The sequence below is a fragment of the Labrys neptuniae genome, from assembly GCF_040797145.1.
Lineage (GTDB): Bacteria > Pseudomonadota > Alphaproteobacteria > Rhizobiales > Labraceae > Labrys > Labrys neptuniae.
On record NZ_JBFNQD010000033.1, the window covers coordinates 1 to 23,898 of the forward strand.

Here is a 23,898-nt window from a genome sequence, read left to right on the forward strand (position 1 = left end):
TCGCTCGGGACCCTCCTCAAGCGATCAGCATTGATCAGATAACTTAACAAGCACTTAATCTGCCAAAGTAGTGCTAGCGCATGTTGTGCAATCTCGGTGGCCGCAAATAAAGATGCTCATCACATCGGGGCGGCAGTGGCCTTCTCTCGCGCCAATGCCGATTGGAGCGGCCTTCTTCCCAAGCCATTTGGCTTGACCGAAATTCACAATGTTTTGGATTTGGCGGGTTTCCCGGTGAGGACGAGTGCATCTGTATCACGAACTTGAAGGGACGTTTGCGCTTCAGACGGGTGTTGCCTTGGTCCGATGATAGGTACACGAACAGTTAAAACAACCGGCAGGCTAGTGGCATCCGCGCATTCAGTCACAGTATACGAGGAAACTACGCTGCAGTACGAAATAATCCCCTAGGATCATCATAAAGTAGGTTTTCTAGTACGCTAAGGTGCGCCCGCAATGGTTGCAAGTAATGATTAAATCCCGCCCCCGCAACCAATTCTCACGCTACAGCACGACATAACGGACGAAACTACGATAAACCCCGCTCAAGCTATCGCTTGGCGGGGTTTTATGTTTTGGGCCTATTGCCCCACAAGCAAAATCCATCACTTATAATCGCAGGTTCAAATCAGGGATGTCGTTCCCGTAACCAGTTGCGAAAGCCAGGGACGTGTCGGGGCGGACGCGGCTTCGGGCCGGCCGAGACCGTTTGCGGGCAGGCCGAGTGGCAGTTTCTGCTCCGGCCCCGATCGTTATCGCAACCTATGATTGTTGTTAATTCCATCCCATCGCAAAACGATATATTTTCCTTTTGACTGGTTCTGTAGGTGGAAGAGCCATGGTCGACCAGTTTCGGTATCACCCATAAGAATTTCAATCGCGACGGGCAGAAACAAGGAACGAAGTGCCTTCATCGGTGTTCGGACGCCGAGCCATTCCGAACTATCTCGCTCAGAGAGAATTTCCGATGTGTGGGTACTGGCTTGGTGATGCGGCCTTTGGTCCTCTCACCCCTAGTCAGAGGGGCGATCGATCAGTTCGCGATTGCTCGGCCCGCTCCAGGAATGGTCGGATAGCCCCGGTCGGCGCAGGTAAGATACATCCAGCCTCGATGGATGAGCGTGCGATGCATGCTGTTGGGCAATCGATCCTGGCGCGTGAGGTCGTGATCTACGACCTCTGCGGCGATCTTTTGGTACGTATGCGCACCTGGGTCGAAGAACAATGCCGGCTAGTGGAGCGCTATTCCATGCCCAAGCCATAGCGGCGGGCATGACAAGAGGGTCGGGGAGCGGCGGAAGTGGTCGAACGCTTCTCCTTGGCGGTCCCGGTGTGAAGCATCGCTGCTTTCGCCATCACGAAGCCAATGGAGGTTTCCATGCTGCATCAAAGTCTGGACGAACTCCGGCTCAAGGCCGACATCCTACCGCTTCAATCCGAGCCCCGGTTGCTGACGCGTGCCGAACGCCGGGAGCGCTGGGCCCAACTCCTGGATAGGCATGACGTTCCGCTCATACCTTTCCAGCGCATCGAAACCTATTCGAAAACGGCTCGCGGCAGCTTGCGGGTCGACCATGGTCCGGTCGCGCTTGCCTATGATGACCCGGTCCTGCGCGCCGATGGCCTGGCTGGGGATACGTTAGGCGATGCGTGCGCCTATTTTGAACTCAGTCCGGGATTGGCCCATCGTCTGCTGTGCGATTGCCAGTATCGCGGCACGATGACTGGACCGAAGGTTGCGGCCAAGTTGCGTGCAGCGGAGCATGGCGGGATCTTCTGGCACGTCCTGAACTGGGCTTTCCACCGTAATCGGTGATCGGACGACAGCGCGGGCGACAGATGCGCTGCCTGGAAACAAGGCTGCCTCCGCAGATGTCCTGGGGGCTGCCTTCAACTGACATCGATCATGGCCCGGCTCGAGCTTCGGGCATCGACGCTTGAGTTTTTGGTTTGCGCAATGGGCTCAGGCGTGGCTGCTACGGGCTTGAGTGCCGTCCAGTCCGACAGGGCGAGCGCTCGGCTCGGAGGTGATCCCATCGTCGAGCCGGCGGAGCCGGCCCAAAATGAATCCCAAGCGATGTGAAGGAAACGGCATGAGAAAAACGATATGCGCCGCTGTGGCGGCTTCGTTGCTCGCCTTGAGCAGTTCGGTCGCCATGGCGGTGACAGCAAGTCAGTCTTCGCCGGAAGGGCGCGCGGCTCCGCGCAATGAAGCGCCAGCCAATGATGCAGCACCCGCTAGTCAGGCACCGGGTAATGTGCCTGCGCGGATCACCCAGATGCAGGTCGTCAGCATCAACCAATTGCCGCCGCCTATCCGCAAGGGGGTGAACGAGAAGATTGCTTCGACCAGTCCCGACGATATGCGCCAGCTGCGCCAGAGTATCAATCAGACACCCGAACTGTCCCAATCCCTCAAAGACTATGGCGGTAGCTCACCGATCGAACAAAGTCAGAACGGCGACTTTGACAAATCCTAGAATTGATGAATGATACCTGACTAACTTACCTACGGTGTCATTTAACCCTCTTTTGGATACTGTGAGCCTAGAAACTGGTCGACAGCCGTTTGGATTCTACCAGTCTAGCTTACCGCCGATGTCCCCCAGAGTGACAGTTGTTTGTGCATTGATATTTCAGCCGGAGAAAGACAAACTGTTGTAATGGCGACAACAATAGATTTCTTGGAGATGCAGGCCTTCATTGCCGTGGTGACCGAAGGGTCTTTCACCGCCGCGGCGGAACGCCTCGAAACGGATAAGGCGCGGGTGAGCCGCATAGTGCGGCGAATGGAAGAGAAGCTCGGCGCGCGGCTTTTGAACCGGTCGACCCGGCATCTCAGCGTGACAGAAGTCGGGCGCGATTATTTCGAACGCGCTTCGTCGATCCTAGCGGCAGCTGAAGCCGCCGAAGCCGCAGTGGCACAGCGGACTCAAGAACCGAAGGGCCGCCTGAAAGTTACGGCTGGGGCTGAATTTGGAACGATGCGGGTCGATGGCTGGATCGCTGGATTCTTGCGCAAGTGGCCGAAGGTCAGCGTCGAAACGGAGTACACGAACCGTCTCGTCGATATCATTCATGAAGGTGTCGATGTGGCGATTCGCATCGGTCCGTTGGATGACTCGGAGCTTTCGGCCCGCAGGCTGGGAGAGTTGACCTACGGCTTGTATGCTTCCCCCGATTATCTGAGGAGCGCAGCGTCTATCCGCAAGGTTGATGATCTGAAGCGGCACGACCTCATCATGCATGCGCCGCGCGGCCGTCCGGGCTGGACCTTGGTGAATGGTGAAAAGACGGAGAAGGTGTGGCACGCACCACGGTGCGCCCTCGATAACACCATGGCCGCCAGGAACCTGGCGCTGTCGGGTCTGGGGATCGTGCAGCTTCCAAGATACATGGCCGAGCCGCATGTAGCGGAAGGCGGCTTTGCTAGAGTCCTGCCGGGTTGGGCGCGTATTCCTGTGCCGGTCCACGCCGTCTTTGCTTCGACGCGCTACATGGATCCGAAGGTGCGAGGGTTTGTCGACGTCTGCCGCGATGGCTTCAGGAGTGATGTCGAAGGCTTCAGTTGAGACGATCTGCTGCGCCCCACGCGTTAGATTCTAAACGGCGTGAAGCCGTTCGGTTGTCACCGGGTATCGTAACGATCTGGTCATCACGCTTGCCTTCCGAGCGCTCTTGTCGTTCGCGGACTGAGTGTGCCTGCACGGCTGGCGATTTATTGTAGGTTCGAGGGACAACAGTCTGTTGCCCGCGGCCAGACTGTTAACTCCTCCATCAAATTCATAACTTCGCTCGTGTCGCTTGCTGGAGCGCTCGCCGTCTGAGGGCGCGCGAGACGGCACCGGCGCATCAGTCCTGTTGGCGGCTACCACCCCCATGAAGAAAGACAACGTAGATGACACAGACAATTGGTATCATCGGCTCTGGCCTTGTCGGCAAGGCAGTCGCGCGCCTCGCGACCGCAGCTGGCTACAAGGTGGTGATCAGCAACTCCCGCGGCGCGGACACCATCAAGGACCTGATCGAGGAGCTTGGTCCGCTGGCGAGCGCCGGTACCACCGCGGAGGCCATTGCGGCGGGTGACATCGTCACGCTCTCGATCCCGATCGCCGCCTCCGAACAGCTGCCCGCCGACAAGTTCGCGGGCAAGGTCGTACTCGACCAGACGAACTATTATCCCGCCTTCGGCAACAACGACGTCCTCGACAAGGCAGAGCTGACTTCCAGCGAGCTGATCCAGCAGCGTCTGCCGGGGGCGAAGGTCGTCAAGGGCTTCCACAACCTGAGCTGGCTCCACATGAAGGCCAACGCGACGCCGAAGGGTTCGGCGAACCGCACGACGCTGCCGATCGCCGGCGACGACGCCGGCGCGAAGCGGGCGGTGACCGAGTTCTTCGACAAGATCGGCTTCGATGCCATCGACGCGGGTTCGCTCGCGGATAGCTGGCGCATCGAACCGAGCACGCCGATCTACTTCTGGACCTACGCTCCGAAGGTAGACTTGCAGGCGACCGGTCCGGAAGCCGAGCGCGCCTACACGCATCCCGGCACGCCCGTGTCGCGCCAGGATGCTCAGCGCCTGATCGACGAGGCAGAGCGCCCGTCGCCCATCGGCGGCACGTTCGAGGGCATGCCGCAGGTCCATGTCGACCTCTTCATGGCCCAGGCAAGCGCCGCGACCGTCGCGAAGTGACCCCCTGCCGGACGCTCCATCCGAGGTGCGTCCGGCTATCGGTTGAGGGAGGCCCGCAGCCCCCGCCGGACCGCACGTATCAGGAACCAGAGCGATGCCGAGCGAAGACCATCTCACCCCTTTCCTCGAGGCGATGCACCAGGGCGACGTCGGGCGCGCGAGCGTGCATCTTTCCGACACCGTCGAACTCAACAGCCCGATCCTTCCCATGCCCTTCAAGGGGCGGGCCAGTGTCACCGCCGTCCTCACCGAACTGCTCTCCACGATCGACGCCTTCGAGCCGAGGATGATGATGCGCGACGGTGCCAACGTCATCGCGATCCTCACCATCCGGTTCGAGGACCACGTGATCGACGCGTTCGACCACGTCCGCCTGGGCGAGGACGGCCGAATCGAGACCATGACTATCGCGTGGCGTCCGCTGCCCGCCGTCGTCGCGGTCCAGCAGCGGCTCGTTCCGAAGCTCGGCGGGAAGGCGATGCGTCTAGTTCCAATCGAGCAGTAGGCACACCAGATCCATTCCGCGGGCTACGGCCGGACGAACGCCCGGATGCGCGCACGCCTCGACAAGCAGGCGCGGCGCGAGACTTGCGCACCGCCGGCAAGCAAAAAGGAACACGACATGCAAGGTGGAAGAAAGCCAGGTCCCGACCATCCGATTACCATCGCTCCGGCGGGGAAGAGGGTTGTCGTCAAGCTGGATGATGCCATCCTCGCCGACAGCCGCGATGCCCTCATCCTCAAGGAGGCGAGCCTCAATCCGGTCTATTACATCCCGCGCGCCGACGTCGCGATGAGCGAAATCAGCCCGAGCGACACCAGCACCCACTGTCCGTACAAGGGCGACGCCAGCTATTTCAGCGCGCGAAGTGGCGCCGCCAGGGATATCGCCTGGTCTTACGAGGCCCCTTTCGACCACATGCTGATCATTAAGGGATACCTCGCGTTTTACCCGGACCGCGTCGATGCCATCGAAATAGTGCCTCCCGATTGAAAGCTGGATCATTGACCCAGCAAATCAGTCGGATTCTGTTGTTGTTCCGATTACAACACTACATCCATATTCATCCCATTAATGGCGGGAATGTGGGTCTCGCGCTGATTGATGGTTCAGGCGGCGCGTGACAGAATGTTGTCTATGACATCAACAATCGGCTTTTCCGAAATGCAGGTCTTCGTTGCAGTGGTGATGGAGGAGTCCTTCACCGCCGCGGCCGATCGCCTTGAGACTGACAAGGCTCGGGTGAGCCGCATCGTGCAGCGGATCGAGGAAAAGCTCGGCGCGAGGCTGCTGAACAGGTCGACGCGCCGCCTCAGCGTGACGGAAGTCGGAAGGGACTATTTCGAACGCGCCTCTTCGATCCTCGCCGCCGCAGAGGCGGCCCAAGCCGCGGTCGCCCAGCAGAGTCAGGAGCCCAAGGGCCGTCTTAAGATCACAGCGACGCCAGAGTTCGGCACAACACGCGTCGACAATTGGATCGCCGCCTATTTGTCCAAGTGGCCGAAGGTCACGGTGGAAGCGGTATACTCAATTCGGTTCGTCGATATCATTCATGAGGGGATCGATGTCGCGATCCGCATTGGCACCTTGCAAGATTCTGATCTGTCGGCCCGCAAGCTTGGAGAGATAACTTACGGTCTCTATGCCGCGCCTGCATATCTGAAGGAAGGTGCGGCGCTCCGAACCGTCGACGATTTAAAGCGCCACGACCTCGTTATGAAAACGTCCAGCGGCCGTGCGAACTGGACCCTTGTCAACGGCCAAGCAACAGAGAAGATTTCGCAGGCGCCACGCTGCGCGCTGGATAACATCGTTGCGGCAAAGAACCTGACCGTGTCCGGTTTGGGAGTGGCGCAACTTCCGCAGTTCATGGCTGAGCCACATGTGACGGAGGGAAGCCTGGTTCGGGTTTTGCCGGGTTGGGCAAGCATACCGATGCCGGTTCACGCCGTTTTTGCCTCCACGCGCTACATGGATCCGAAGGTACGTGGCTTCGTTGACCTTTGCCGCGATGCTTTCGGGGATGATAGTAACGCCAGCCTGCTCTGAAGCCCTCGCTGAAGCTCAAAATTGCGCTCCAGACCGTCCCGGCGACCGAGCGCTGGTTCACCATTGTTGCTCGCGCGAACAACAGACTGGGGTTCGTCGGGCATCTAATCCATTCCCGGGAGATATCCTACCTTCCAACCGAACCGCTCCGCAAGGACGCGCGAACGTTGAAGTGAATAGGATATCTAATGAAGATCGGAATCTTGAACGCCGGCAATATCGGCAGTCGTCTGGCAAGAGCCTGGGCCGCTGCAGGTCATGAACTCGTTATCGCGAAGGACGGTGAGGACCGGAAGATCGCGCCATTACTTGCGGAACTGGGCGACAAGGCTCGGCTTGGCACGATCCGCGAGGCTGCGGAATTCGGTGAGGCTGTTCTTTTCTCCGTTTACTGGCCCCGGGTCGAGGCGATCGTGCGCGAGGTTGGCGACGCGCTCGACGGTAAGGTCGTGATCGAGACCATGAACCCGCTCGGCGTCACTGCCGACTTCGTGCACTTCCATGATCTGGAATTCATGCGCAACAGCTCGACCTCCGAAGACCTGCAACGGCGGCTGCCGAATGGCCGTATCGTCAAGGCGTTCAACCTGATGGCGGCTCCGGCGCTCGAAGCGGCGGCTTGGTCAGCAACGCCATTGCAGCCCGACATCTTCTACGTAACCGACGACGCCGCAGCCAGGGAGGTCACGCGAGGTCTGATCGCTGACGCTGGGTTTAAGCCCGTCAATGCCGGCCCACTCAGCGGTGCCCGGCAGCTCGAACAGGCTGGCGTGCTCCTGCATCATATCGCAGACCACGAGTATGGCGGCGATGCTGACCTCGTCCGCCTGGCTCTCACGGTGGTCGAGGCAAGTCCCGGCCCGATCAGGCGCGAACGCATCGCCTGAACCGGGGCGCCGGCTCATCCGCAAACTCACTGAAATCGCAGTTCGCTTTACAGAGGAAAACCTTAATGGCGCTAACGCTCAATGGGAAAACCGCTCTCGTGACCGGAGCATCACGCGGCATCGGCCGGGCGATCGCTGAGCGGCTCGCGGCCGACGGCGCGACTGTGGCTATCACCTACAATACAAGCAGGGCGGGCGCTGAGGAAGCGGTGGCAGCCATCGAGAAGGCGGGCGGGACCGCTTTTGCGCTGCCCGCAGACCTCGCTGACGCTGGGTCTATTCCGGGCTTGTTCGATGAGCTCGACCGCGAGCTTACGGAACGGGAAGGCAGCAAGACGCTCGACATTCTCGTCAACAATGCGGGCAATTCAGGTTGGGGCAGTTTATCGGATGCAACGCCGGACGCTTGGGACACCATGGTCGCCGTGCACGCCCGGGCGCCGTTCTTCATGGTCCAGTCGGCGCTGAGCCGTCTCTCCGATGGCGGACGCATCATCAACATTTCGTCGGGCCTTTCCACGCGTCCGCAACCGATGGTGCCGATCTATTCGATGGCTAAGGCGGCTATCAACAATCTCACTCATGCGCTCGCGATGGAGCTTGGGCCGCGCGGAATCACGGTGAACGCCGTGGCGCCGGGTTGGACGCGAACAGACATGAATGCTGCCGTCCGGGAGGATGCCAACACTGTGAAGGCCATCGAAGCAGACACCGCATTCGGCCGCTTCGGTGAAGCCTCAGAGATTGCCGCGGTCGTGGCTTTTCTAGCTTCGGACGAAGGCCGGTGGGTTACCGGGCAGGTGATCGAAGCGAGCGGCGGCTACAGGCTCTGATCGTCGTAAAGCGCGGCATCCCGACTGTCCCGCAGACTCACGTCAACCATTCCATAGCTTGGGAGACCGCTGATGAAGATTGGAATCATAGGATCTGGTGAAATTGGCGGTTCGCTGGCCCGCCGGTTGTCGAAGTTGGGCCACCAAGCTTTCATCGCGAACTCGCGCGGCCCTGAGTCGCTTGTAGATCTTGTTGCCGAGACAGGCACCACGGCGGTAACCGTCATCGAGGCAGCGCGCAGCGGTGACGTCGTCTTCGTTGCAATACCGGTGTGGAAGATTGCCGAACTACCGAAGAACCTCTTCGAAGGCGTCAGTCCCGAAGTTGCCGTCGTAGACACCGGAAATTATTATCCCCGGGAGCGCGATGGCCGGATCGATGCAATCGAAGAGGGTATGGCTGAAAGCCGTTGGGTGGCCAACCACCTTGGACGACCGGTGCTGAAGGCAATCAACAACCTGCACTGGCGCAGTCTCCTTGATGGAGGCAAGCCTGCGGGCACACCGGGCCGCATCGCATTGCCGGTTTCGGGCGACGATGAGGCCCATAAGGCGAAAGTCATCCGCCTCTTCGACGAACTCGGATTTGACGGTGTCGACGCCGGCCAACTTGACGAGTCCTGGCGTCAGCAGCCCGGCACGCCGGTATACGCCGCCAATCTCGATACGGAAGGCGTCCGTAAAGCACTTGCCGAAGCCAGTCCCGAGCGAAAGCCGGAGTTTCGTGCTGCGCCCAGCAGTAGCATCGGCAAACCTTAGGAGGTCCGATGGATATGCAGCCAGAGGGACGGGTCGTCCTCGTGACAGGGGCGGGCCAGGGTATCGGCCGAGCTATCGTGTTGCGCCTTGCCAGAGACTGCGCAATGTCGGAGTGGTCGATTTGAAAGGGGAGAAGCTTGCTGAACTACGGCGTAAACTCATAAAATATCTGGTCGTTTATGGGCCGCTGTGATTCAAGGTTTCCAAATAAGGAGGCCTTGTTGACGCGTCGTCGCTACGAACTCACCGACCACGAATGGTCAATCATCTCGCCTTTGTTGCCCACCAAGCCCCGTGGCATTCCCCGAGCCGATGACCGGCGAGTGTTGAATGGCGTCCTCTGGCGGTTTCGAACGGGTTCGCCCTGGGCGGAGGTTCCGGAGCGCTATGGCCCGCCGACCACCTGCTACAACCGCTTTGTGCGCTGGCGCAAAGCCGGAGTATGGGATCGGCTTCTCGAAGCCGTCTCGGCGGCCTACGATGGTGACATGGGACGTTCCCGCAGCGGACTTACGAGCAAAATCCACGCGCTCGTCGACGCCGAAGGCGCCCCGTCAACCTGCGTGTGACCGGCGGACAGGTTGCTGACTGCACCCAGGCCGACGCGTCGACAGACGAACTGGGTGAAGGAGGTATCCTGCTGGCCGACAAGGGATATGACAGCAATGCTATCCGGGCCAGGGCCGTCGAGCGAAAGGCCTGGGCCAATATTCCGCCAAAGACAAACCGCTAGGGCTCCTACGTATTCTCGCGCTGGGTCTATCGGCAACGCAATCTCGTGGAACGCCTCTTCAACAGGATCAAACAGTTCCGAGGCATCGCAACCCGATATGACAAGCGTCCGGAAAATTACCTCGCCGCCGTAAAGCTCGTCGCCGCAAGAATATGGTGCCTGAGTTTATGAGTCGACGCCGTAACGCGGAAGCCGCTCAAGGGCTGCCCACGAAATAGAACACCTCCGGCAGCAGTGCTTGGTGAACGGCTCCTGCTTTGCTAGGGTCAATCGACCTGCCAGGCCGGCAGATCGACGAACGTTTTAAATAGTAGATCCCGCACGATCTTTCGCTGGTTCTTGTCGAGACGGGAGAGCATATCTTCCTGTCGATCGATAAAGATCGGCTTCAGGCGCTCCATCATGGCAAGACCATCGGCGGTAAGGCGCAGGTTTTTCTTTCGCGAATCCACCTTGTCGGCATGGATTTGCGCCAGTTTTTTCTCCGTCAGGCGCTTGACCGCCCGTCCAATGGAGTTCTTCGGCCTGCCATTGAGCTGGGCGATTTCGCTCGCGGTTAGTTGCCGGTAGCGCCACAGGGTGATCAGCACATTGCAATCGTCGCGATTGAGACCGAAACTGTTTTCCGTAGCGGTAATCGTTCGATGCGACCAGTAGTTGGCCCAAAGGCAGATGGTCAGTGCTTCGGCGAACGCGTGATCGCGGCACAGACTCGTTACGTCAAGGGCAGTTGAATTCTCGGCGCTAAAATTCATCGCTTCTTTTGGTCTCAATCAGGGGCTGGCCGGCATGTCTGTATGCCGGCTTCGGCTGTCTGCGCAATGGCGTCTCCACAACGCTCGGACCCGTCTTTCAGGTCTGAGCACGACGGGCCGGTGGCGTACCATCCGTGAACTTGGCGATCGGTCGCTGATTGTCAATTGCTTGGGCTTGCTTTGTCCGGAAATGCAGCAGTTTGGCGCCTTAAAAATCTGCACAGACCATATTGACATCAAATTGATTATCGAGAATGGTTCCAGATGGAACGATATTATAAATAACAGAGGGGCGACCGAAAGTTGCCGAACGCCGGGCATGTGTCCGGTGAACGATAACGTTTGGTCTTTACCATTATGTCTAGCTATGCTGTCATCGCTATATCTGCGATTACAATTGTCATAATAGTAATTGAAATATTGCAGCCTTCTCGATTGTGGGCTGCCGGTAGCAAGTCGCCTATCGAATGGCGTAGCATCCCTCGGTTCCTTCCACGCTATTTCGGCGATATCCATGATCGCGTCGCGCGCGAACCATTGTCTGCGCGCATGCATGCTTTGACAGCAGGCAGCATCATAGGCCTGTTTCTTCTATCTCCCCTCAACGCTGCACTTGTCCTGGCGCGCGCGCCGGGTGCGCTTGTACTTGCGATGACGGGAACATGCTTGTTCCTGGTCGCCGGCCTAGGTGCAGGTATCATTCTGCAGTATCGGCGGCGCCTAGCCAGACCGAAGCGGTTGTCTGGCGGTATCTGGGCGCGGCTGCGCTTGTTTTTTTCCCTCGCCTGCGCCTTTTTCCTTGGCGCGGCCTTGATTGCCTTGGTACCGGCGGGATGGCCCGACAGGCTCTTGGCCGTCGTCCTCGTTCTGACCGGCGCTGCAGGTCTGTGTTGCCTCGCAACCATGATCGCTCGTGGGCCGATGCGCCACGCCTTTGCTGGTGCGGTTCACCTGGTGAACCACCCTCGTTCCGAGCGGTTTACGGGCCGCGCGAGTGACCTGAAGCCGCTCGACCTCGAGGCTCCGCGCCTTGGCGCCGGTTCCCCGGCGGATTTCAGTTGGAAGCAACTTGCCGCTTTCGATGCCTGCGTGCAGTGCGGGCGCTGTGAGATTGCATGTCCGGCCTTCGCGGCGGGACTACCGCTCAATCCCAAGAGGCTGATTGCCGACCTTTCGGCCAGCATGCGCGCGGTGTCGGCGCGGCCCGACTATTGTGGAAGCCCGCATCCGGGCCACGGCAATGGCTGGCGTTCGACCGATGCCTGGCAGGAATTGGTGGCTGAGAGCGAGGCGGCAATCGCCCCCGAGACATTGTGGTCCTGCACAACCTGCCGCGCCTGTGTCGAGGAGTGCCCGATGCTGATCGAACACGTCGATGCCATCATTGACATGCGTCGCTTTCAGACATTGGAACGGGGGGCTACGCCGGAAAAGTCGGTACAAGCGCTCGCCAATCTGCGGATGACCGACACGGTCGGCGGCGCCGACCCTGCCACGCGTCTCGATTTTGCCGTGGATCTTAAGCTGCCATCTATCAGCGTAACAGGGTCCGCCGATACCTTGTTGTGGCTGTCGGAAGCCGCGTTCGACCGGCGAGGCCAGACGGTGCTCCGCGCTCTCGTGCATTTGCTGCGTGAGGCGCGGGTCGATTTTGCGACCTTGGGTGTGGAGGAGCGCGACTGCGGCGACCTTGCCCGCCGGATTGGTGACGAGCATTCTTTTCAGATGTTGGCCAAGGCCAATATCGCGACGCTGGCCCACTATCGCTTCCGACAGATCGTCACTATCGATCCGCATGCCCTCCACTGCCTGCGTAATGAATACCCGGCTTTTGGCGGACGCTATACGGTGCGTCACCACACCGACCTTTTGGACGAGTTGGTGGCTGCAGGGCGGCTTCGCGTACTTCGTCCGGCCACTGGTGGCATCACCTACCACGATCCTTGCTATCTGGGGCGCTACAACGGCGAGTTCGACGGGCCGCGCCGCGTGCTGGGTGCCATCGGTTTTGAACTTGCTGAGATGGAACACAGCCGCACACGTTCACGCTGTTGCGGTGGCGGCGGTGGCGGCGCGCTGTCGATAATCAACTCGGAGCGGCGCATTCCCGACATGCGCATGGAACAGGCTATCGCTACCGGCATGCCGGTTTTGGCCGTTGCTTGCCCTGGCTGTGTACAGATGCTCGAAGGCGTTGCCGGTGAACACCCTCCCGTGCGCGACATCGCCGAACTCCTCCTCGAAGCGGTGGAGGCCCGCGCATGAGCCGCACACGCATCAACAGAGGAAAGCCGCCCGAGCGCATCGAGGAGCCGGATTGCGCCGACCGTAGCGACGCCGCAGCGATGGAAGAGGTCGCGACCGTCACATCAACCACATCAACGCCGAACGTCGAAACCGCACAAGCTCCGACCAGGGTGCGTCGAAATAATACAGCCATTCGCTCTGACCCACGACCTGCGGGCCGCCTTCGCTTGTCTCGGGCCCAGGAGGAGACACAGGGTGAGGAAGCCGTCCTCCCAGCCGCGCCCGCGCGTCGGCGCCGAACCCTGCGAGGTCCGGCCGCTCACAGGGATGATGCACGTACTCCCATGCGGCCCGGCGGAGCAGACACGGCCGAGGCTGAGGCGCGCGACGATGCCGATGTCGTACGCGTCGAGGAGCCCGAGAGCCATATCGTCGTCGTCGCTTTCGCCCGCGAGACCTGGCCGCAGGCCGAGGTGGAACTGATCGGGCTGGCTCGTTTTCTCGCTGGGCCACGCGAGGCTATCGTACTCTGCCGCATTGGCGCTAGCGAACGTGACGCCGGACGGGCCGGCGCCGACCGGCTGGTGACATTCGAAAATGCGGGTATTTTCCAGCGCCGATCCGCGTTGGCAGCTCTGTGTGGCGATTTGAAGCCCCGACATGTGCTTTTGCCAAGCTCGGACGCCGGCAACGATCTTGCCCGCTTTCTTGCCACTCGGTTGGGCGTGCGCCCCGCGATTGGGATCGTGCAACTACGCGGAAACGAAGTGCTGGTGCCCGCTGCTGATCGGCAACACGACTATGCCCGGTCGCTGCCACCCGTCGCGACGTTCACGGCCAGCGCCTGCAAGGCAACAACGCCAGTCGCCCGTCGAGAGGCTCGGACCTTGATGGTACAGGGCGTGACGAGCGACCCAGCGGGTGTCACCGATGACGGAATCGAAGTCGCCGACGTATCACGGCTTGCCCTCGAAGAGGCCGAGTTCGTCGTCAGTGCCGGTGGCGGCGTACGCGATCTTAGGCTTTTCGGTGCAGTTGCACGGTCGCTGTCGGCGACGATTGGCGCCAGCCGGGTGGTATGCGATGCAGGGGCTCTGCCGCGTGATCGACAGGTGGGTGCATCCGGCCACATCACGCGAGCCCAGGCTTATGTTGCCTTCGGCATCTCGGGCGCCCCACAGCATCTAGAGGGCATTCGCGACTGCGCACATGTCGTGGCCGTCAACACCGATCCTCACGCCGCTATACTGGCTCGTGCGGATCTTGCCATTGTCGCCGACGCTGGCGCCGTGCTGGCCGCTCTGCTTGAAAACGGAGAGAGCGCCCGTGGCTGACCTATCGATTGCCGTATTGCTTTCGGCCGGGCGTCATCCGGTAACAGGTCGCTCGCGTGCTGCCGACAGCGATGCACGTGCGCTGCGTCTGGCGCTTGCCCTCGCCCAAAAGGAGGCGGTGCTGACTGTGCTCCATGCCGGCCAACATGACGAGCCCGCGCTTGGCGACTATCTCGGCATGGGTCTCGATACGCTCACGGTGCTTGGCCCTCTCACCCAAGCCGATGATGCGGTGCCGGTGCTTGCAGACGCCTTACGCACCGCTTCGCCCGACATCGTCTTGTGCGGCACGACTGCCGAACATGGCGAAGGCAGTGGCATGCTGCCCTATCTGATCGCGCAGGATCTTTGCATGCCCTGCATCGCCAATGTCACCGATCTGGTGCGTGAGGAGAACGGCCTGACGGTTCTGGCCGCCGAACCGGCTGGCCGACGCCGTCGCTTTCGGTTGACCGCCGGCGCCGTCCTCGCGGTCGGTGCGGCCGCATCGGCGCCGCTGCAGGTCGCCTGGGGCAGAACCCGGCAGGGCAAGATCCTGATCCATCGGGCTGGCGCCTCCATTGACGCCGCGCGTGCCAGCTGGACGCTGCGTCCTTTTCGCATACGTCCCGCTCGCATCTTCGCGGGACCCGACAGCATGGGCGGCAAGCGCATCGTCCAAGGTGTCCCACCCTCCGAGGCCGCGGCCGAGATCCGCGCTTTCTTGCAGCAGGCAGGCGTTATGCGTGCCGGCAATTCCACCTCCACCATTCACGCACCGCCAGAAAGGGCCGGGTAGCATGGCCAAATATCAAGCATTGCTGAAACCGCTGACGATCAAGAACATCACGTTTCGCAATCGCATCATGTCCACCTCTCATGCACCGGGCTATGCGGAAGACGGCATGCCCGGCGAGCGCTATCAGCTCTACCATGTCGAGAAAGCCAAGGGCGGCATCGGATTGACCATGTTCGGCGGCTCCTCGTCGGTGGCGCTGGATTCCCCGCTGTCCTTCAACCAGATTTCGGTCAGCGAAGACCGGGTGCTGCCCTATCTCACCCAGTTCGCCGAGCGCGTGCACGCTCATGGGGCCGCCATCATGTGTCAGATCACGCATATCGGCAGGCGTGGCGCCTGGGACGGTGCGAACTGGCTGCCGCTGATCAATCCAAGCTCCACCCGCGAACCGATGCATCGGCACTATGCCAAGGAGATGGAGGATTTTGACTTCAGGCGCGTGTTTCTAAACTTCGCTGATGCGGCGGTCCGCCTGAAGAAGGCGGGACTCGACGGCTGCGAGATCATCGCTGCCGCTCATCACCTGATCGATGCATTCATCTCCCCGATGCTGAACAGGCGCACAGATAAATATGGCGGCAGCCTGGAAAACCGTATGCGCTTCGGCCGCGAGGTACTGGAGACGGTCCGCGAAGCGGTGGGCGATGACTATGTGCTGGGCCTGCGTGTCGCGGGCGACGAACTGCTGCGTGGTGGCCTCACCCAGAGCGAATGCCTGGATGTCATCACTGGCTACTGCAACTCCGGTCTGATCGATTTCATCAATGTCTATCAGGCGCACGGCGACGACTTCCGGGGTCTACAGGCGATGATTCCGGACATGAGCTTCGCGTCCGCAGCCTTCCTGCAGTTGGCGAGTGCCGTTAAGGCCGAAATCGACATTCCGGTCTTTCACGCTTCCGCGATCCGGGACCTGGCCACGGCCAATCGCGCGGTGGAGGAAGGCCATGTCGACATGGTGGCAATGACCCGGGCCCATATCGCCGACCCCCACCTCGTGCGCAAACTCATGGAGGACCGTGAGGACGATGTGCGCCAGTGCATCGGCGCAAATTATTGCATCGACCGCGGTGGCCAGGGCAAGGATGCCCTGTGCATCCAGAACGTCGTCACCTCTCGCGAACAGACGATGAGCCATGACGTCGCTCGGAGTGCCAATCCTCGCAAGGTGGTGATCGTCGGTGCGGGGCCGGCTGGTCTGGAAGCAGCGCGTACCGCGGCCCAGGCCGGCCACAAGGTCGTACTCTTCGAGGCGGCCGACAAACCGGGCGGTCAGCTCAATCTTGCCCCGGCGGTGGACTGGCGTGCCGGCATGGCAGGCATCGTGCGCTGGCTGGAGATGCAGGTTCGCAAGCTCGGCGTTGACCTGCGCACCGGTCGTTCGGCGACACCTGACGCGGTACTTGCCGAGGCGCCGGACGTCGTGATCGTTGCCACCGGAGGCAAACCGACTGTGCCGGATGTTCCCGGCATCGACAAGGCGGTCAGCGCCCGCGATATTCTCTCCGGTAAGGAGGCGCCCGGTAAGAACGTCTTGTTGTTTGACGTTACCGGCACTCATGTCGCGGCAACGACGGCCGACTTCATCACCCAGCGCGGCAGTATCGTAGAGATCGCGACGCCTGACCAGATGATCGGCGAAGAGATTGGACGTACTGCGCGCGTCAACTTCATGAAGCGTCTTTATGAACGCAATACGGTGATGTCGCCAAGCTTCGACTTGATGGAGGTCTATCTCGATGGGAACGCTCTGATCGCGGTACTGCGAGAGGTGCATTCGGATCGTGAAGAGGAACGCGAAGTCGATCAGATCATTTACGAGGCGGGCACGCAGCCGGTCGCGGACATCTACTTCGCTCTCAAGCCGCAGTCGCGCAACCAGGGGGAACTGGATCAGGCGGCCTTTATTGCTCTCCAGCCGCAGACGGTGGCCACCAATCCGGCCGGCAAGTTCGAACTCTACCGCATCGGTGATGCGGTTCTAAGCCGGAACGTCCACGCCTCTATGTACGAAGCCGCCCGGCTCGTACGGCCCTTATGACAAAGACCTTGATCAAAACATGGAGCAGCACCGTGGCCAGCAGCGGCAAGACTCTGGTTTCTCTCCAAAGGATGAGCAAGCGCTATGGAGATCATCTCGTGCTGCCGCAGATCGATCTTCGGGTCAGCGAAGGCGAGGTGCTGGCAATCATCGGCCCAAGTGGTTCGGGCAAGTCGACCCTGCTGCGTTGTCTCAATTACATCGAGCAGCCCAGCAGCGGCGTTATCACCGTAGCCGACACCCAGATCGAGGTCGGTAAGGACGACAACAAGCGGCGCGTGCGCGAGCTACGCCGCAACCTCGGCATGGTGTTCCAGTCATTCAACCTGTTCCCGCATATGAGCGTCCTGCGAAACATCACTCTGCCGCAGGTTCGCGTACTCGGACGCTCCGAGAAGGAGGCCGAGGACGTCGCGCGCCGCCTCTTGGAGCGAGTGGGCCTTGCCGACAAGGCGAGCCAATATCCATCGCGATGCTCGGGCGGTCAGCAGCAGCGCATCGCAATCGCTCGAGCATTGGCGCTGGGGCCCAAGGTTATGCTGTTCGACGAGCCGACCTCGGCTCTGGATCCGGAACTGGGGCTGGAGGTTCTGGGCGTCATGCGTGAACTCGCCGACTCCGGCATGACCATGATCGTCGTTACGCATGAGATGAGCTTTGCCAAGAACGTCTCGGACCACGTGGTGGTCATGGCCGATGGTGCCATCATAGAGGAAGGCCCCAGTCGCGAGGTCATCCCCAATCCGCAAACCGAACGGGCTCGCCGTTTCCTGCGCGCGGTGAATGAGCGATGACCTGGGAGTATTTCTGGCTGATCCTCAGCGGCGTTCCACTCACCATCGCGGTGACGCTGGCCGCGCTCGCACTTGGTATGGTGCTGGGTTTTCCAATCATGCTCGCCCGTACGGCCCCATTTGCGCCGCTCCGCATCCTGACCATCGTGTTCATAGCTCTTGTACGTTCCGTGCCGCCGGTGGTGTGGATCTTCCTGATTTTCTTCGGCGTCGGCGCCGATCTCGTCCAGATGGACCCGTTCACTGCGGCAATCATGACTTTCGGTCTCATCAGTGCCGTCAACATGGCAGAGATCTATCGCGGCGGTTTCATTGCCGTGCCGGTGGGGCAGCATGAGGCGGCAACGGCGCTCAACATGTCACGCTGGCATCATTTCCGTGACGTGACATTGCCGCAGATGTTCATATTTTCGCTGCCTGCAATTGCCACCTACGCTGTGGGCTTGCTCAAGGATTCAGCCATTGCATCCACCGTCGGTCTGAAGGAGCTGACCTTCCAAGGGCGCTACGTCACCGAGATGACGTATAGGGGCTTGGAAGTCCTTGGCCTCGTCGGCGCCGCCTACATTCTGATGAGCCTGCCTATCGCCTGGCTATCCCGAAATCTGGGCGAAACGCTCAAGCGGAGGCTGGCACGATGATCAAGCTTTGGATGGGAACCGATTGGGCAACGATCAACTCCTGGTTGCCGCAACTATGGGACGGGTTGGTCGTCAATCTCCAATTGACGGCGATCACGTTGGCGCTCGGCGTGCCGCTTGGCCTGATCTGGGCGGTAACCGTACGCTCGCGCGTGCGTGGGCTGCGTTATCTTACCCTGTTCCTGGTAGAAGTCGGACGGGGGGCGCCAGCACTGGTCCTGCTTCAGTTCTTCTATGCAGGCTTGCCGCAAAGCGGGCTGGTACTCTCCTCCATGACCTCGGCAATCATCGGTCTAGCCTGGAGTACGGGCGCCTATACCTCGGAAATCATTCGGGGGGGGCTGGAGGCAGTGCCCGCCGGGCAGGGCGAGGCCAGCCAGGCGCTCAACCTGTCGGACTGGGACACCTTCCGCTATGTGATCTTGCCGCAGGGATTTTGGGTAGCGCTGCCAGCGTTGCTGGGCTTTGCGGTTCTGGTCTTTCAGGGCACCTCGTTGTGCTTTGCGATCGCTCTGCCGGAAATCATGGCTCAAGCCACAGACATCGGCGCCACAACCTTCCGCAATTTTGCCGCCTACGCCCTCACCGGAGGCATTTTCGCGGCCATCTGCATTCCCGCCTCCCTTCTGGTCGGCTGGATCGAACACAAGGTTGCAGCCCGTTCGCGACGTTAAACGACTCACCAGAGGAGAGGAGCTAACCAATGATAAAAATGCTGAAAACGATGTTTGCCGCAATCGCGCTGGCGACAGCAACCGGAACGGTGGCTGGGGCCTGTACACCATCCCCCGATGTCAAGACGCTCAAGCCCGGCGTATTGACCGTGGCCGCCCAGACATATCGGCCATTCTCGATCGTCGAGAGCGATGGATCGGTCACGGGCGTCGATGGCGAAATTCTCAAGCAAATTGCCAAGCTCGAGTGCCTCAGCATAGAGACGATCTCAGTCGATGCCGCCGCGGCCCTCAACTACGTTCAGACGGGCCGTGCTGATGTCACCGTTGGCGACTGGTACCGAACAAAAGCGCGTTCTGAAGTACTGTTCATGAGCGATCCGCTCTATGTCGACCAGATGGGCATCGTGTCGAAGGAAGGAGCCACCAAGCTGGCGGATCTCGAAGGCAAGACCGTCGGTACCGTCCAAACCAATTTATGGGTCGCCGACCTCAAAAAACTTTATGGCGCCAAGCTGAAGACCTATCCGGTACTGGTTCAGGTTCAGCAAGATCTCAAGAATGGGCGCATCGACGCTTTTGTGGAAAGCTACTCCATCGCCATGCTGGCCGAGAAAGCTGGCGAACTTGGAGGCTTCAAGGCGGCGGTCGCCGGGCCGGACGAGCGCGTCGTGTCCTCGAAGTTTCCGGGCCAGGGCTCCTTCCCCATGAACAAGGACAACGAGAGCCTGCTCAAGGCCTTCAACAAGCGTATCGCAGAACTCCATTCCAATGGTTTTATCAAAAAAGCCCTCGTTCAGTTCGGGCTGTCTGAATCTGCCGGCAACACAGGCGACCCGCGCTGGATCGAGTGATTCACTTGGGCGGGCAGCCATGGTCGCCCGCCTTCCTTTCCCATCCGGAACATGGCCATGCCCCTTCCCAGCAACGATATCTTGTATGATGTCGCCGTGATCGGCGCCGGCATCATCGGTGCTTCGGCCGCTCAGCATTTGGTGGCTGCTGGCTACAAAACCGTTCTGCTCGAACGCGACGACTATGGTAGCGCCACCTCCAGCCGAACGTCGCGTCTCCAGCATTGCGGGCTGAGCTATTTCTCTCCGGCTGCCAATTCCATTGCTGCCTTCTTGCTAAAGCCGGAATTTGGACTGAAGTGTCTGGAATTGGCCCGCCGGGCGATGCGGGGGCGGGCCGAATTCGTGCGTTCCTGCCCCGAGCGTGTCCGCGCCGTGCCCTTCTATGTGCCTTTGACCGACGAGAATGCCGTCTCGACGAGAAAAGCCCGTCTCGCTTTCCGCATCCTGTCGGCTTTCTCGGGCGGAGTGCCGCTCGACACGCGATTTTACACCGCCGCGGAGGCCCGGCAATTGCCCGTGTTTCGTGGGCTTGCCGGCTTGGAACGCATCCGAGGGGCCATCAGCTTCACCGAATATCAGTTCCGCTGGCCCGAGCGCATCGTCAACGACACCATAGTGAAGGCGCGTCGGGCTGGCCTGACGGCCTGCAACTATACCGGCGTCACCAACTTACGGCGCGAGGCTGACTTTTGGCGTATCGGCGTTCATACGCGCACGGGAGAAACCGGTGAAGTGCGCGCCCGTGCCATTGCCAACACTGCCGGTGTCTGGGTCGATGAGATCACGCGCATGGCTGGCGTCGGTGGAGCGGACCTCAACGTCGGGGCCAAGGGCACCAATATCGTCGTGAAGCTGCCCGATCATCTCAGAGGCATCGGCTTCGATACCGTCACCAGCACCGGCATGGCGTTCTATTTCATTCCCTGGAACGACCTTCACTATATCGGACCTTGGGACAGCCCTGCAGACGGCGAACGCAAGAATTTCCGGGCTGCCGAAGGGGACATCGACGCGATCCTGCGCGAAATCAATATGCTGTTCCCCAATATGAAGCTGGCCCGAAAGGATGTGCTCTATTCCTGGGCAGGGGTCCGGCCGCGCACGGCAGATGGGAACGAGCCACTTGGCTCGATGGAGGTCAGAGAGCATGACCTTTCACCGGCCTTGCCGAATTTCGTTGTCTTCACCGGTGGCCTTCTGATGACGCATCGCGATGCCGGACGTCGTATTACCCGCGCGATTGCCCGTCATATCACTCCGACAAGTCGGCCGACGCCAATCGATTATGGCGTGCCGAGGCAGCCGGATGAAGCTAGGTGGTCGCATGAGGCAGTACGCTGGGCGATCGAGGAGGAGCAGGCAACCACACTTGCAGGCATTTTGCGCCGGCGCTTGTCAGTAGGCTGGGAATCGACATTGGGGCTCGATCTTGCTGAGGAGACTTCGCATATTGCCGCGCCCTTGCTGGGCTGGGACGAAAAAGGCCGACTGGCGGAGCTCGATCATTATCGCGAGGAGACGGCTTACTTCTATGGCGTTCAGGCGGATGCGGAGCGGTCGGTGGCGGACTTTCTGCGGACGATTTGAGGAGCGAGGTCATGCGGTACGTCGATGCAGATCTCGTCCATCGGCTCTTGCCCTACCAACGGTTGATCCCGTGGTTTGAGAAAAAGCTGACTGGCGAAATACCGATCTCTGAAGTGGTTCTCACCAACGAGCCTGCTGGCGGACCGAATAAGTTCGTGACATTGGTCGGTTGGCAAGCTGGCGAATTGATCGCTGTCAAAATGGTCGGAGTGTTTCCTGGGAACCTGCAGTTGCAGCCCCCGCAGGCGACTGTACAGGGGCTGGTGTGTGTATTCTGCGGGCAAACAGGCGCTCCTCAGCTCGTTGCAGACGGCGAAGCGATGACCTTTCGTAAGACAGCCGCCGATTCCGGTCTCGGCTCGCGGTTGCTGGCACGGGGAGATGCGCGCGTTCTGCTGGTGGTGGGCGCTGGCGGTCTTGGTCCTCATGTGGCGGCAGCCCATCGCGCTGCGCGTCCGTCTATCGACAAGGTTCTAGTGTGGAACCGAACGTTCGAGAAAGCTCAGTCACTTGCAGCGTGGTTGCGCGACAAGGAAGGAGTCACGGCAAAGGCAATGCGGGATCTCGACGAAGCTGTGCCGCAAGCCGATATCATCTCATGCGTGACGATGTCGACACAGCCTTTGGTCAAGGGCGCCCTGTTGAAGCCCGGAACACATCTCGACCTCGTCGGCTCCTATTTGCCCAAAATGCGTGAATGCGACGCTGATGCAATCGCGCGCGGTAGCGTTTTTGTAAACAGCCGTAGCGGCATTACCAATGCTGGTGACCTCGTACAGGCCTTTGAGGCTGGAAGGTTTAGGTGGAAGGATATTCGAGCCGACGCATCGGAACTATGCACCGGGATTCGATCAGGGCGCTCCTTCGAAGAAGAGATCACGATTTACAAGAACATCGGAGGAGCGCAGTTCGACCTGTTTACCGCCGAGTTGCTCATGCAGGAGACCAGTGGAGACGTGAGCAACAGGTCCCCTGGGAAGGTCCCAGACGTATGATCGTAATTGTCTGGGTATTGCAGGCCCGGTCTTCGCTTCGCCTTCCATCCTATGTGGAAGCCCTTCAAAGGCCACTTTGATCGAGCGGTCCAACTGAGCTAAGCTTTCGACCGTTCGAAGTATCGCAGCGAGCGTTAGGGAAATTGGGCGGAAGTGGTCAGACGTCCCAAAGGGCCGAGTATCAAGGACATCGCCCAGGCGGTCGGACTATCAACGGCGGCGGTGTCTTATGCCCTGAGCGGCAATGGCCGTGTCTCGATCGAGACCCAGGAAAATGTCCGGCGCGTCGCCGATGCCATGGGCTTTATCAGGAATGATACCGCGGCGCGTTTGCGCACGGGCGAATCCAACCTGCTTGGGGTCATCGTTCACGACATCTCCAACCCGTTCTTTGCGGAATTGCTCAGTGATTTCGAGGCGTTTTGCTACGAAGCGGGCTATCTGACCATCGTCGCCAATACCAAGGACGATCTGGTGCGCCAGGCAACGCTGATCGACGCCCTGGTTGCGCAGAATGTTGCCGGTCTGCTGATCAGCCCGGGTCATACGACATCGCGCGACATGATGGCAGGCCTTCGTCGGCGGTCGAAGCCCTATGTGATTTGCGTACGGGACATCAACGATCCTTCGGCTGATTTCGTCGGTGCCGACGATGAGACGGCAGGCTACCTTGCCGCCCGGCACCTCATCGACACCGGCATCGTCGAATTCGGATTCGTCGGCGGCCATGAAGGAAGCAAGACCTGGGCTGGTCGTCTTCAGGGCATTCGCAGGGCCCTGGGCGAGGTCGGCAAAAGCATCGCGCCGCAGCATATCATACCGACCTCACCGACGAACGAGGGTGGAGAGACCGCGACGAAGCGGCTGCTGGAGATGAACCCAACCTGCTGCGCGGCCATTTGCTTCAACGATTACGTCGCCTTCGGAGCCTACGCCGCCCTTCACCTTGCCGGCCGGCTTGTCGGCGTCAACTATTCGATCGTCGGGTTCGACAATCTGCCTCAATCCTCTTCTCTGCTGCCTGCGCTCACGACCGTGGATCTCTTCCCCCGCAAGATCGGCAGGCATGCCGCCGCGACGCTGCTGGAGAAGGTGAGGGGAGTGGGCTCAGAGCCTCGGCGCTATCTGGTCGAGCCCAGGCTTGTCGCGCGCCACTCGGTGGCAGGCACCCTCCCGCACCTACGGCTTTGACGTTGACCTCATGGGTGAAAGCAGGCTAACTACGCCCTAAAAATAA

The 23,898-nt window shown here is 60.3% G+C and carries 22 protein-coding genes and 1 pseudogene; 22 read left to right on the top strand and 1 reads right to left on the bottom strand.

Features of this window, described 5'->3' with window-relative positions; genetic code table 11:
- Positions 1–1,378 precede the first annotated feature (1,378 nt).
- From ABXS05_RS34355 to ABXS05_RS34405, 11 genes and pseudogenes are all read left to right on the top strand, one after another.
- Positions 1,379–1,816 (top strand): hypothetical protein, encoded by a 438-nt coding sequence (locus ABXS05_RS34355; protein ID WP_367627021.1) that lies wholly within the window; start codon positions 1,379–1,381, stop codon positions 1,814–1,816.
- Between the two features lie 277 nt (positions 1,817–2,093).
- Positions 2,094–2,480, top strand: coding sequence for a hypothetical protein (locus ABXS05_RS34360; protein ID WP_367627022.1), 387 nt, complete (start codon positions 2,094–2,096; stop codon positions 2,478–2,480).
- Positions 2,481–2,690: 210 nt separating this feature from the next.
- Positions 2,691–3,572: a LysR family transcriptional regulator gene (locus tag ABXS05_RS34365; RefSeq protein WP_367627046.1), complete on the top strand. Its 882-nt coding sequence runs from the start codon at positions 2,691–2,693 to the stop codon at positions 3,570–3,572.
- 326 nt (positions 3,573–3,898) lie between these two features.
- Entirely contained in the window at positions 3,899–4,696 is a 798-nt protein-coding gene (locus ABXS05_RS34370) for an NADPH-dependent F420 reductase (protein WP_367627023.1), read from the top strand.
- A gap of 94 nt (positions 4,697–4,790) precedes the next feature.
- On the top strand, positions 4,791–5,201 hold the full coding sequence (locus tag ABXS05_RS34375) for a nuclear transport factor 2 family protein (RefSeq protein WP_367627024.1): 411 nt from the start codon (positions 4,791–4,793) through the stop codon (positions 5,199–5,201).
- Positions 5,202–5,318: 117 nt separating this feature from the next.
- Positions 5,319–5,690: a DUF427 domain-containing protein gene (locus ABXS05_RS34380; protein WP_367627047.1), complete on the top strand. Its 372-nt coding sequence runs from the start codon at positions 5,319–5,321 to the stop codon at positions 5,688–5,690.
- A 144-nt stretch (positions 5,691–5,834) separates the two neighbouring features.
- Positions 5,835–6,746 carry a LysR family transcriptional regulator gene (locus ABXS05_RS34385; RefSeq protein ID WP_367627025.1) on the top strand — a complete coding sequence of 304 codons (912 nt, stop codon included), beginning with the start codon at positions 5,835–5,837 and terminating at the stop codon, positions 6,744–6,746.
- A 188-nt stretch (positions 6,747–6,934) separates the two neighbouring features.
- Positions 6,935–7,633 carry an NADPH-dependent F420 reductase gene (locus ABXS05_RS34390; protein WP_367627026.1) on the top strand — a complete coding sequence of 233 codons (699 nt, stop codon included), beginning with the start codon at positions 6,935–6,937 and terminating at the stop codon, positions 7,631–7,633.
- 65 nt (positions 7,634–7,698) lie between these two features.
- Positions 7,699–8,466 (top strand): SDR family NAD(P)-dependent oxidoreductase, encoded by a 768-nt coding sequence (locus ABXS05_RS34395; protein WP_367627027.1) that lies wholly within the window; start codon positions 7,699–7,701, stop codon positions 8,464–8,466.
- A gap of 72 nt (positions 8,467–8,538) precedes the next feature.
- Positions 8,539–9,225 carry an NADPH-dependent F420 reductase gene (locus tag ABXS05_RS34400; protein ID WP_367627028.1) on the top strand — a complete coding sequence of 229 codons (687 nt, stop codon included), beginning with the start codon at positions 8,539–8,541 and terminating at the stop codon, positions 9,223–9,225.
- Positions 9,226–9,446: 221 nt separating this feature from the next.
- A pseudogene (locus ABXS05_RS34405) lies at positions 9,447–10,129 on the top strand (IS5 family transposase).
- Between the two features lie 95 nt (positions 10,130–10,224).
- Here ABXS05_RS34405 and ABXS05_RS34410 read toward each other — a convergent pair.
- The gene (locus ABXS05_RS34410) at positions 10,225–10,713 is read right to left on the bottom strand and encodes a MarR family winged helix-turn-helix transcriptional regulator (protein WP_068284995.1); all 489 of its coding nucleotides are present in this window, start codon (positions 10,711–10,713) and stop codon (positions 10,225–10,227) included.
- Between the two features lie 357 nt (positions 10,714–11,070).
- Here ABXS05_RS34410 and ABXS05_RS34415 point away from each other — a divergent pair, with 357 nt between their 5' ends.
- From ABXS05_RS34415 to ABXS05_RS34465, 11 genes are all read left to right on the top strand, one after another.
- Positions 11,071–12,978: a DUF3483 domain-containing protein gene (locus tag ABXS05_RS34415; RefSeq protein WP_367627048.1), complete on the top strand. Its 1,908-nt coding sequence runs from the start codon at positions 11,071–11,073 to the stop codon at positions 12,976–12,978.
- On the top strand, positions 12,975–14,294 hold the full coding sequence (locus tag ABXS05_RS34420) for an electron transfer flavoprotein subunit alpha/FixB family protein (protein ID WP_367627029.1): 1,320 nt from the start codon (positions 12,975–12,977) through the stop codon (positions 14,292–14,294). Before ABXS05_RS34415 ends, ABXS05_RS34420 begins: the two co-directional genes overlap by 4 nt.
- Positions 14,287–15,072 (top strand): adenine nucleotide alpha hydrolase family protein, encoded by a 786-nt coding sequence (locus ABXS05_RS34425; protein ID WP_367627030.1) that lies wholly within the window; start codon positions 14,287–14,289, stop codon positions 15,070–15,072. Before ABXS05_RS34420 ends, ABXS05_RS34425 begins: the two co-directional genes overlap by 8 nt.
- 1 nt (position 15,073) lies before the next feature.
- A complete protein-coding gene (locus ABXS05_RS34430) occupies positions 15,074–17,113 on the top strand; it encodes an oxidoreductase (protein WP_367627031.1) in 2,040 nt (679 codons plus the stop codon).
- Positions 17,110–17,907, top strand: coding sequence for an amino acid ABC transporter ATP-binding protein (locus ABXS05_RS34435; RefSeq protein WP_367627032.1), 798 nt, complete (start codon positions 17,110–17,112; stop codon positions 17,905–17,907). Before ABXS05_RS34430 ends, ABXS05_RS34435 begins: the two co-directional genes overlap by 4 nt.
- Entirely contained in the window at positions 17,904–18,548 is a 645-nt protein-coding gene (locus tag ABXS05_RS34440) for an amino acid ABC transporter permease (protein ID WP_367627033.1), read from the top strand. The genes ABXS05_RS34435 and ABXS05_RS34440 overlap by 4 nt, the downstream gene beginning before the upstream one ends.
- Complete coding sequence (locus ABXS05_RS34445; protein ID WP_367627034.1) at positions 18,545–19,222, top strand: amino acid ABC transporter permease; 678 nt, start codon at positions 18,545–18,547, stop codon at positions 19,220–19,222. The genes ABXS05_RS34440 and ABXS05_RS34445 overlap by 4 nt, the downstream gene beginning before the upstream one ends.
- A 29-nt stretch (positions 19,223–19,251) precedes the next feature.
- On the top strand, positions 19,252–20,076 hold the full coding sequence (locus ABXS05_RS34450; RefSeq protein ID WP_367627035.1) for a substrate-binding periplasmic protein: 825 nt from the start codon (positions 19,252–19,254) through the stop codon (positions 20,074–20,076).
- Positions 20,077–20,172: 96 nt separating this feature from the next.
- Entirely contained in the window at positions 20,173–21,666 is a 1,494-nt protein-coding gene (locus tag ABXS05_RS34455; protein ID WP_367627036.1) for an FAD-dependent oxidoreductase, read from the top strand.
- Between the two features lie 11 nt (positions 21,667–21,677).
- Positions 21,678–22,661: an ornithine cyclodeaminase gene (locus ABXS05_RS34460; RefSeq protein ID WP_367627037.1), complete on the top strand. Its 984-nt coding sequence runs from the start codon at positions 21,678–21,680 to the stop codon at positions 22,659–22,661.
- Between the two features lie 153 nt (positions 22,662–22,814).
- The gene (locus ABXS05_RS34465; RefSeq protein WP_367627038.1) at positions 22,815–23,852 is read left to right on the top strand and encodes a LacI family DNA-binding transcriptional regulator; all 1,038 of its coding nucleotides are present in this window, start codon (positions 22,815–22,817) and stop codon (positions 23,850–23,852) included.
- Positions 23,853–23,898: the final 46 nt, after the last annotated feature.

Bases quoted from the DNA above. Each gene is read 5' to 3' on its own strand.
- ABXS05_RS34355 (WP_367627021.1), top strand. From the start codon at position 1,379: ATGCTGCATCAAAGTCTGGACGAACTCCGGCTCAAGGCCGACATCCTA.
- ABXS05_RS34360 (WP_367627022.1), top strand. From the start codon at position 2,094: ATGAGAAAAACGATATGCGCCGCTGTGGCGGCTTCGTTGCTCGCCTTG.
- ABXS05_RS34365 (WP_367627046.1), top strand. From the start codon at position 2,691: ATGCAGGCCTTCATTGCCGTGGTGACCGAAGGGTCTTTCACCGCCGCG.
- ABXS05_RS34370 (WP_367627023.1), top strand. From the start codon at position 3,899: ATGACACAGACAATTGGTATCATCGGCTCTGGCCTTGTCGGCAAGGCA.
- ABXS05_RS34375 (WP_367627024.1), top strand. From the start codon at position 4,791: ATGCCGAGCGAAGACCATCTCACCCCTTTCCTCGAGGCGATGCACCAG.
- ABXS05_RS34380 (WP_367627047.1), top strand. From the start codon at position 5,319: ATGCAAGGTGGAAGAAAGCCAGGTCCCGACCATCCGATTACCATCGCT.
- ABXS05_RS34385 (WP_367627025.1), top strand. From the start codon at position 5,835: ATGACATCAACAATCGGCTTTTCCGAAATGCAGGTCTTCGTTGCAGTG.
- ABXS05_RS34390 (WP_367627026.1), top strand. From the start codon at position 6,935: ATGAAGATCGGAATCTTGAACGCCGGCAATATCGGCAGTCGTCTGGCA.
- ABXS05_RS34395 (WP_367627027.1), top strand. From the start codon at position 7,699: ATGGCGCTAACGCTCAATGGGAAAACCGCTCTCGTGACCGGAGCATCA.
- ABXS05_RS34400 (WP_367627028.1), top strand. From the start codon at position 8,539: ATGAAGATTGGAATCATAGGATCTGGTGAAATTGGCGGTTCGCTGGCC.
- ABXS05_RS34410 (WP_068284995.1), bottom strand. From the start codon at position 10,713: ATGAATTTTAGCGCCGAGAATTCAACTGCCCTTGACGTAACGAGTCTG.
- ABXS05_RS34415 (WP_367627048.1), top strand. From the start codon at position 11,071: ATGTCTAGCTATGCTGTCATCGCTATATCTGCGATTACAATTGTCATA.
- ABXS05_RS34420 (WP_367627029.1), top strand. From the start codon at position 12,975: ATGAGCCGCACACGCATCAACAGAGGAAAGCCGCCCGAGCGCATCGAG.
- ABXS05_RS34430 (WP_367627031.1), top strand. From the start codon at position 15,074: ATGGCCAAATATCAAGCATTGCTGAAACCGCTGACGATCAAGAACATC.
- ABXS05_RS34435 (WP_367627032.1), top strand. From the start codon at position 17,110: ATGACAAAGACCTTGATCAAAACATGGAGCAGCACCGTGGCCAGCAGC.
- ABXS05_RS34440 (WP_367627033.1), top strand. From the start codon at position 17,904: ATGACCTGGGAGTATTTCTGGCTGATCCTCAGCGGCGTTCCACTCACC.
- ABXS05_RS34445 (WP_367627034.1), top strand. From the start codon at position 18,545: ATGATCAAGCTTTGGATGGGAACCGATTGGGCAACGATCAACTCCTGG.
- ABXS05_RS34450 (WP_367627035.1), top strand. From the start codon at position 19,252: ATGATAAAAATGCTGAAAACGATGTTTGCCGCAATCGCGCTGGCGACA.
- ABXS05_RS34460 (WP_367627037.1), top strand. From the start codon at position 21,678: ATGCGGTACGTCGATGCAGATCTCGTCCATCGGCTCTTGCCCTACCAA.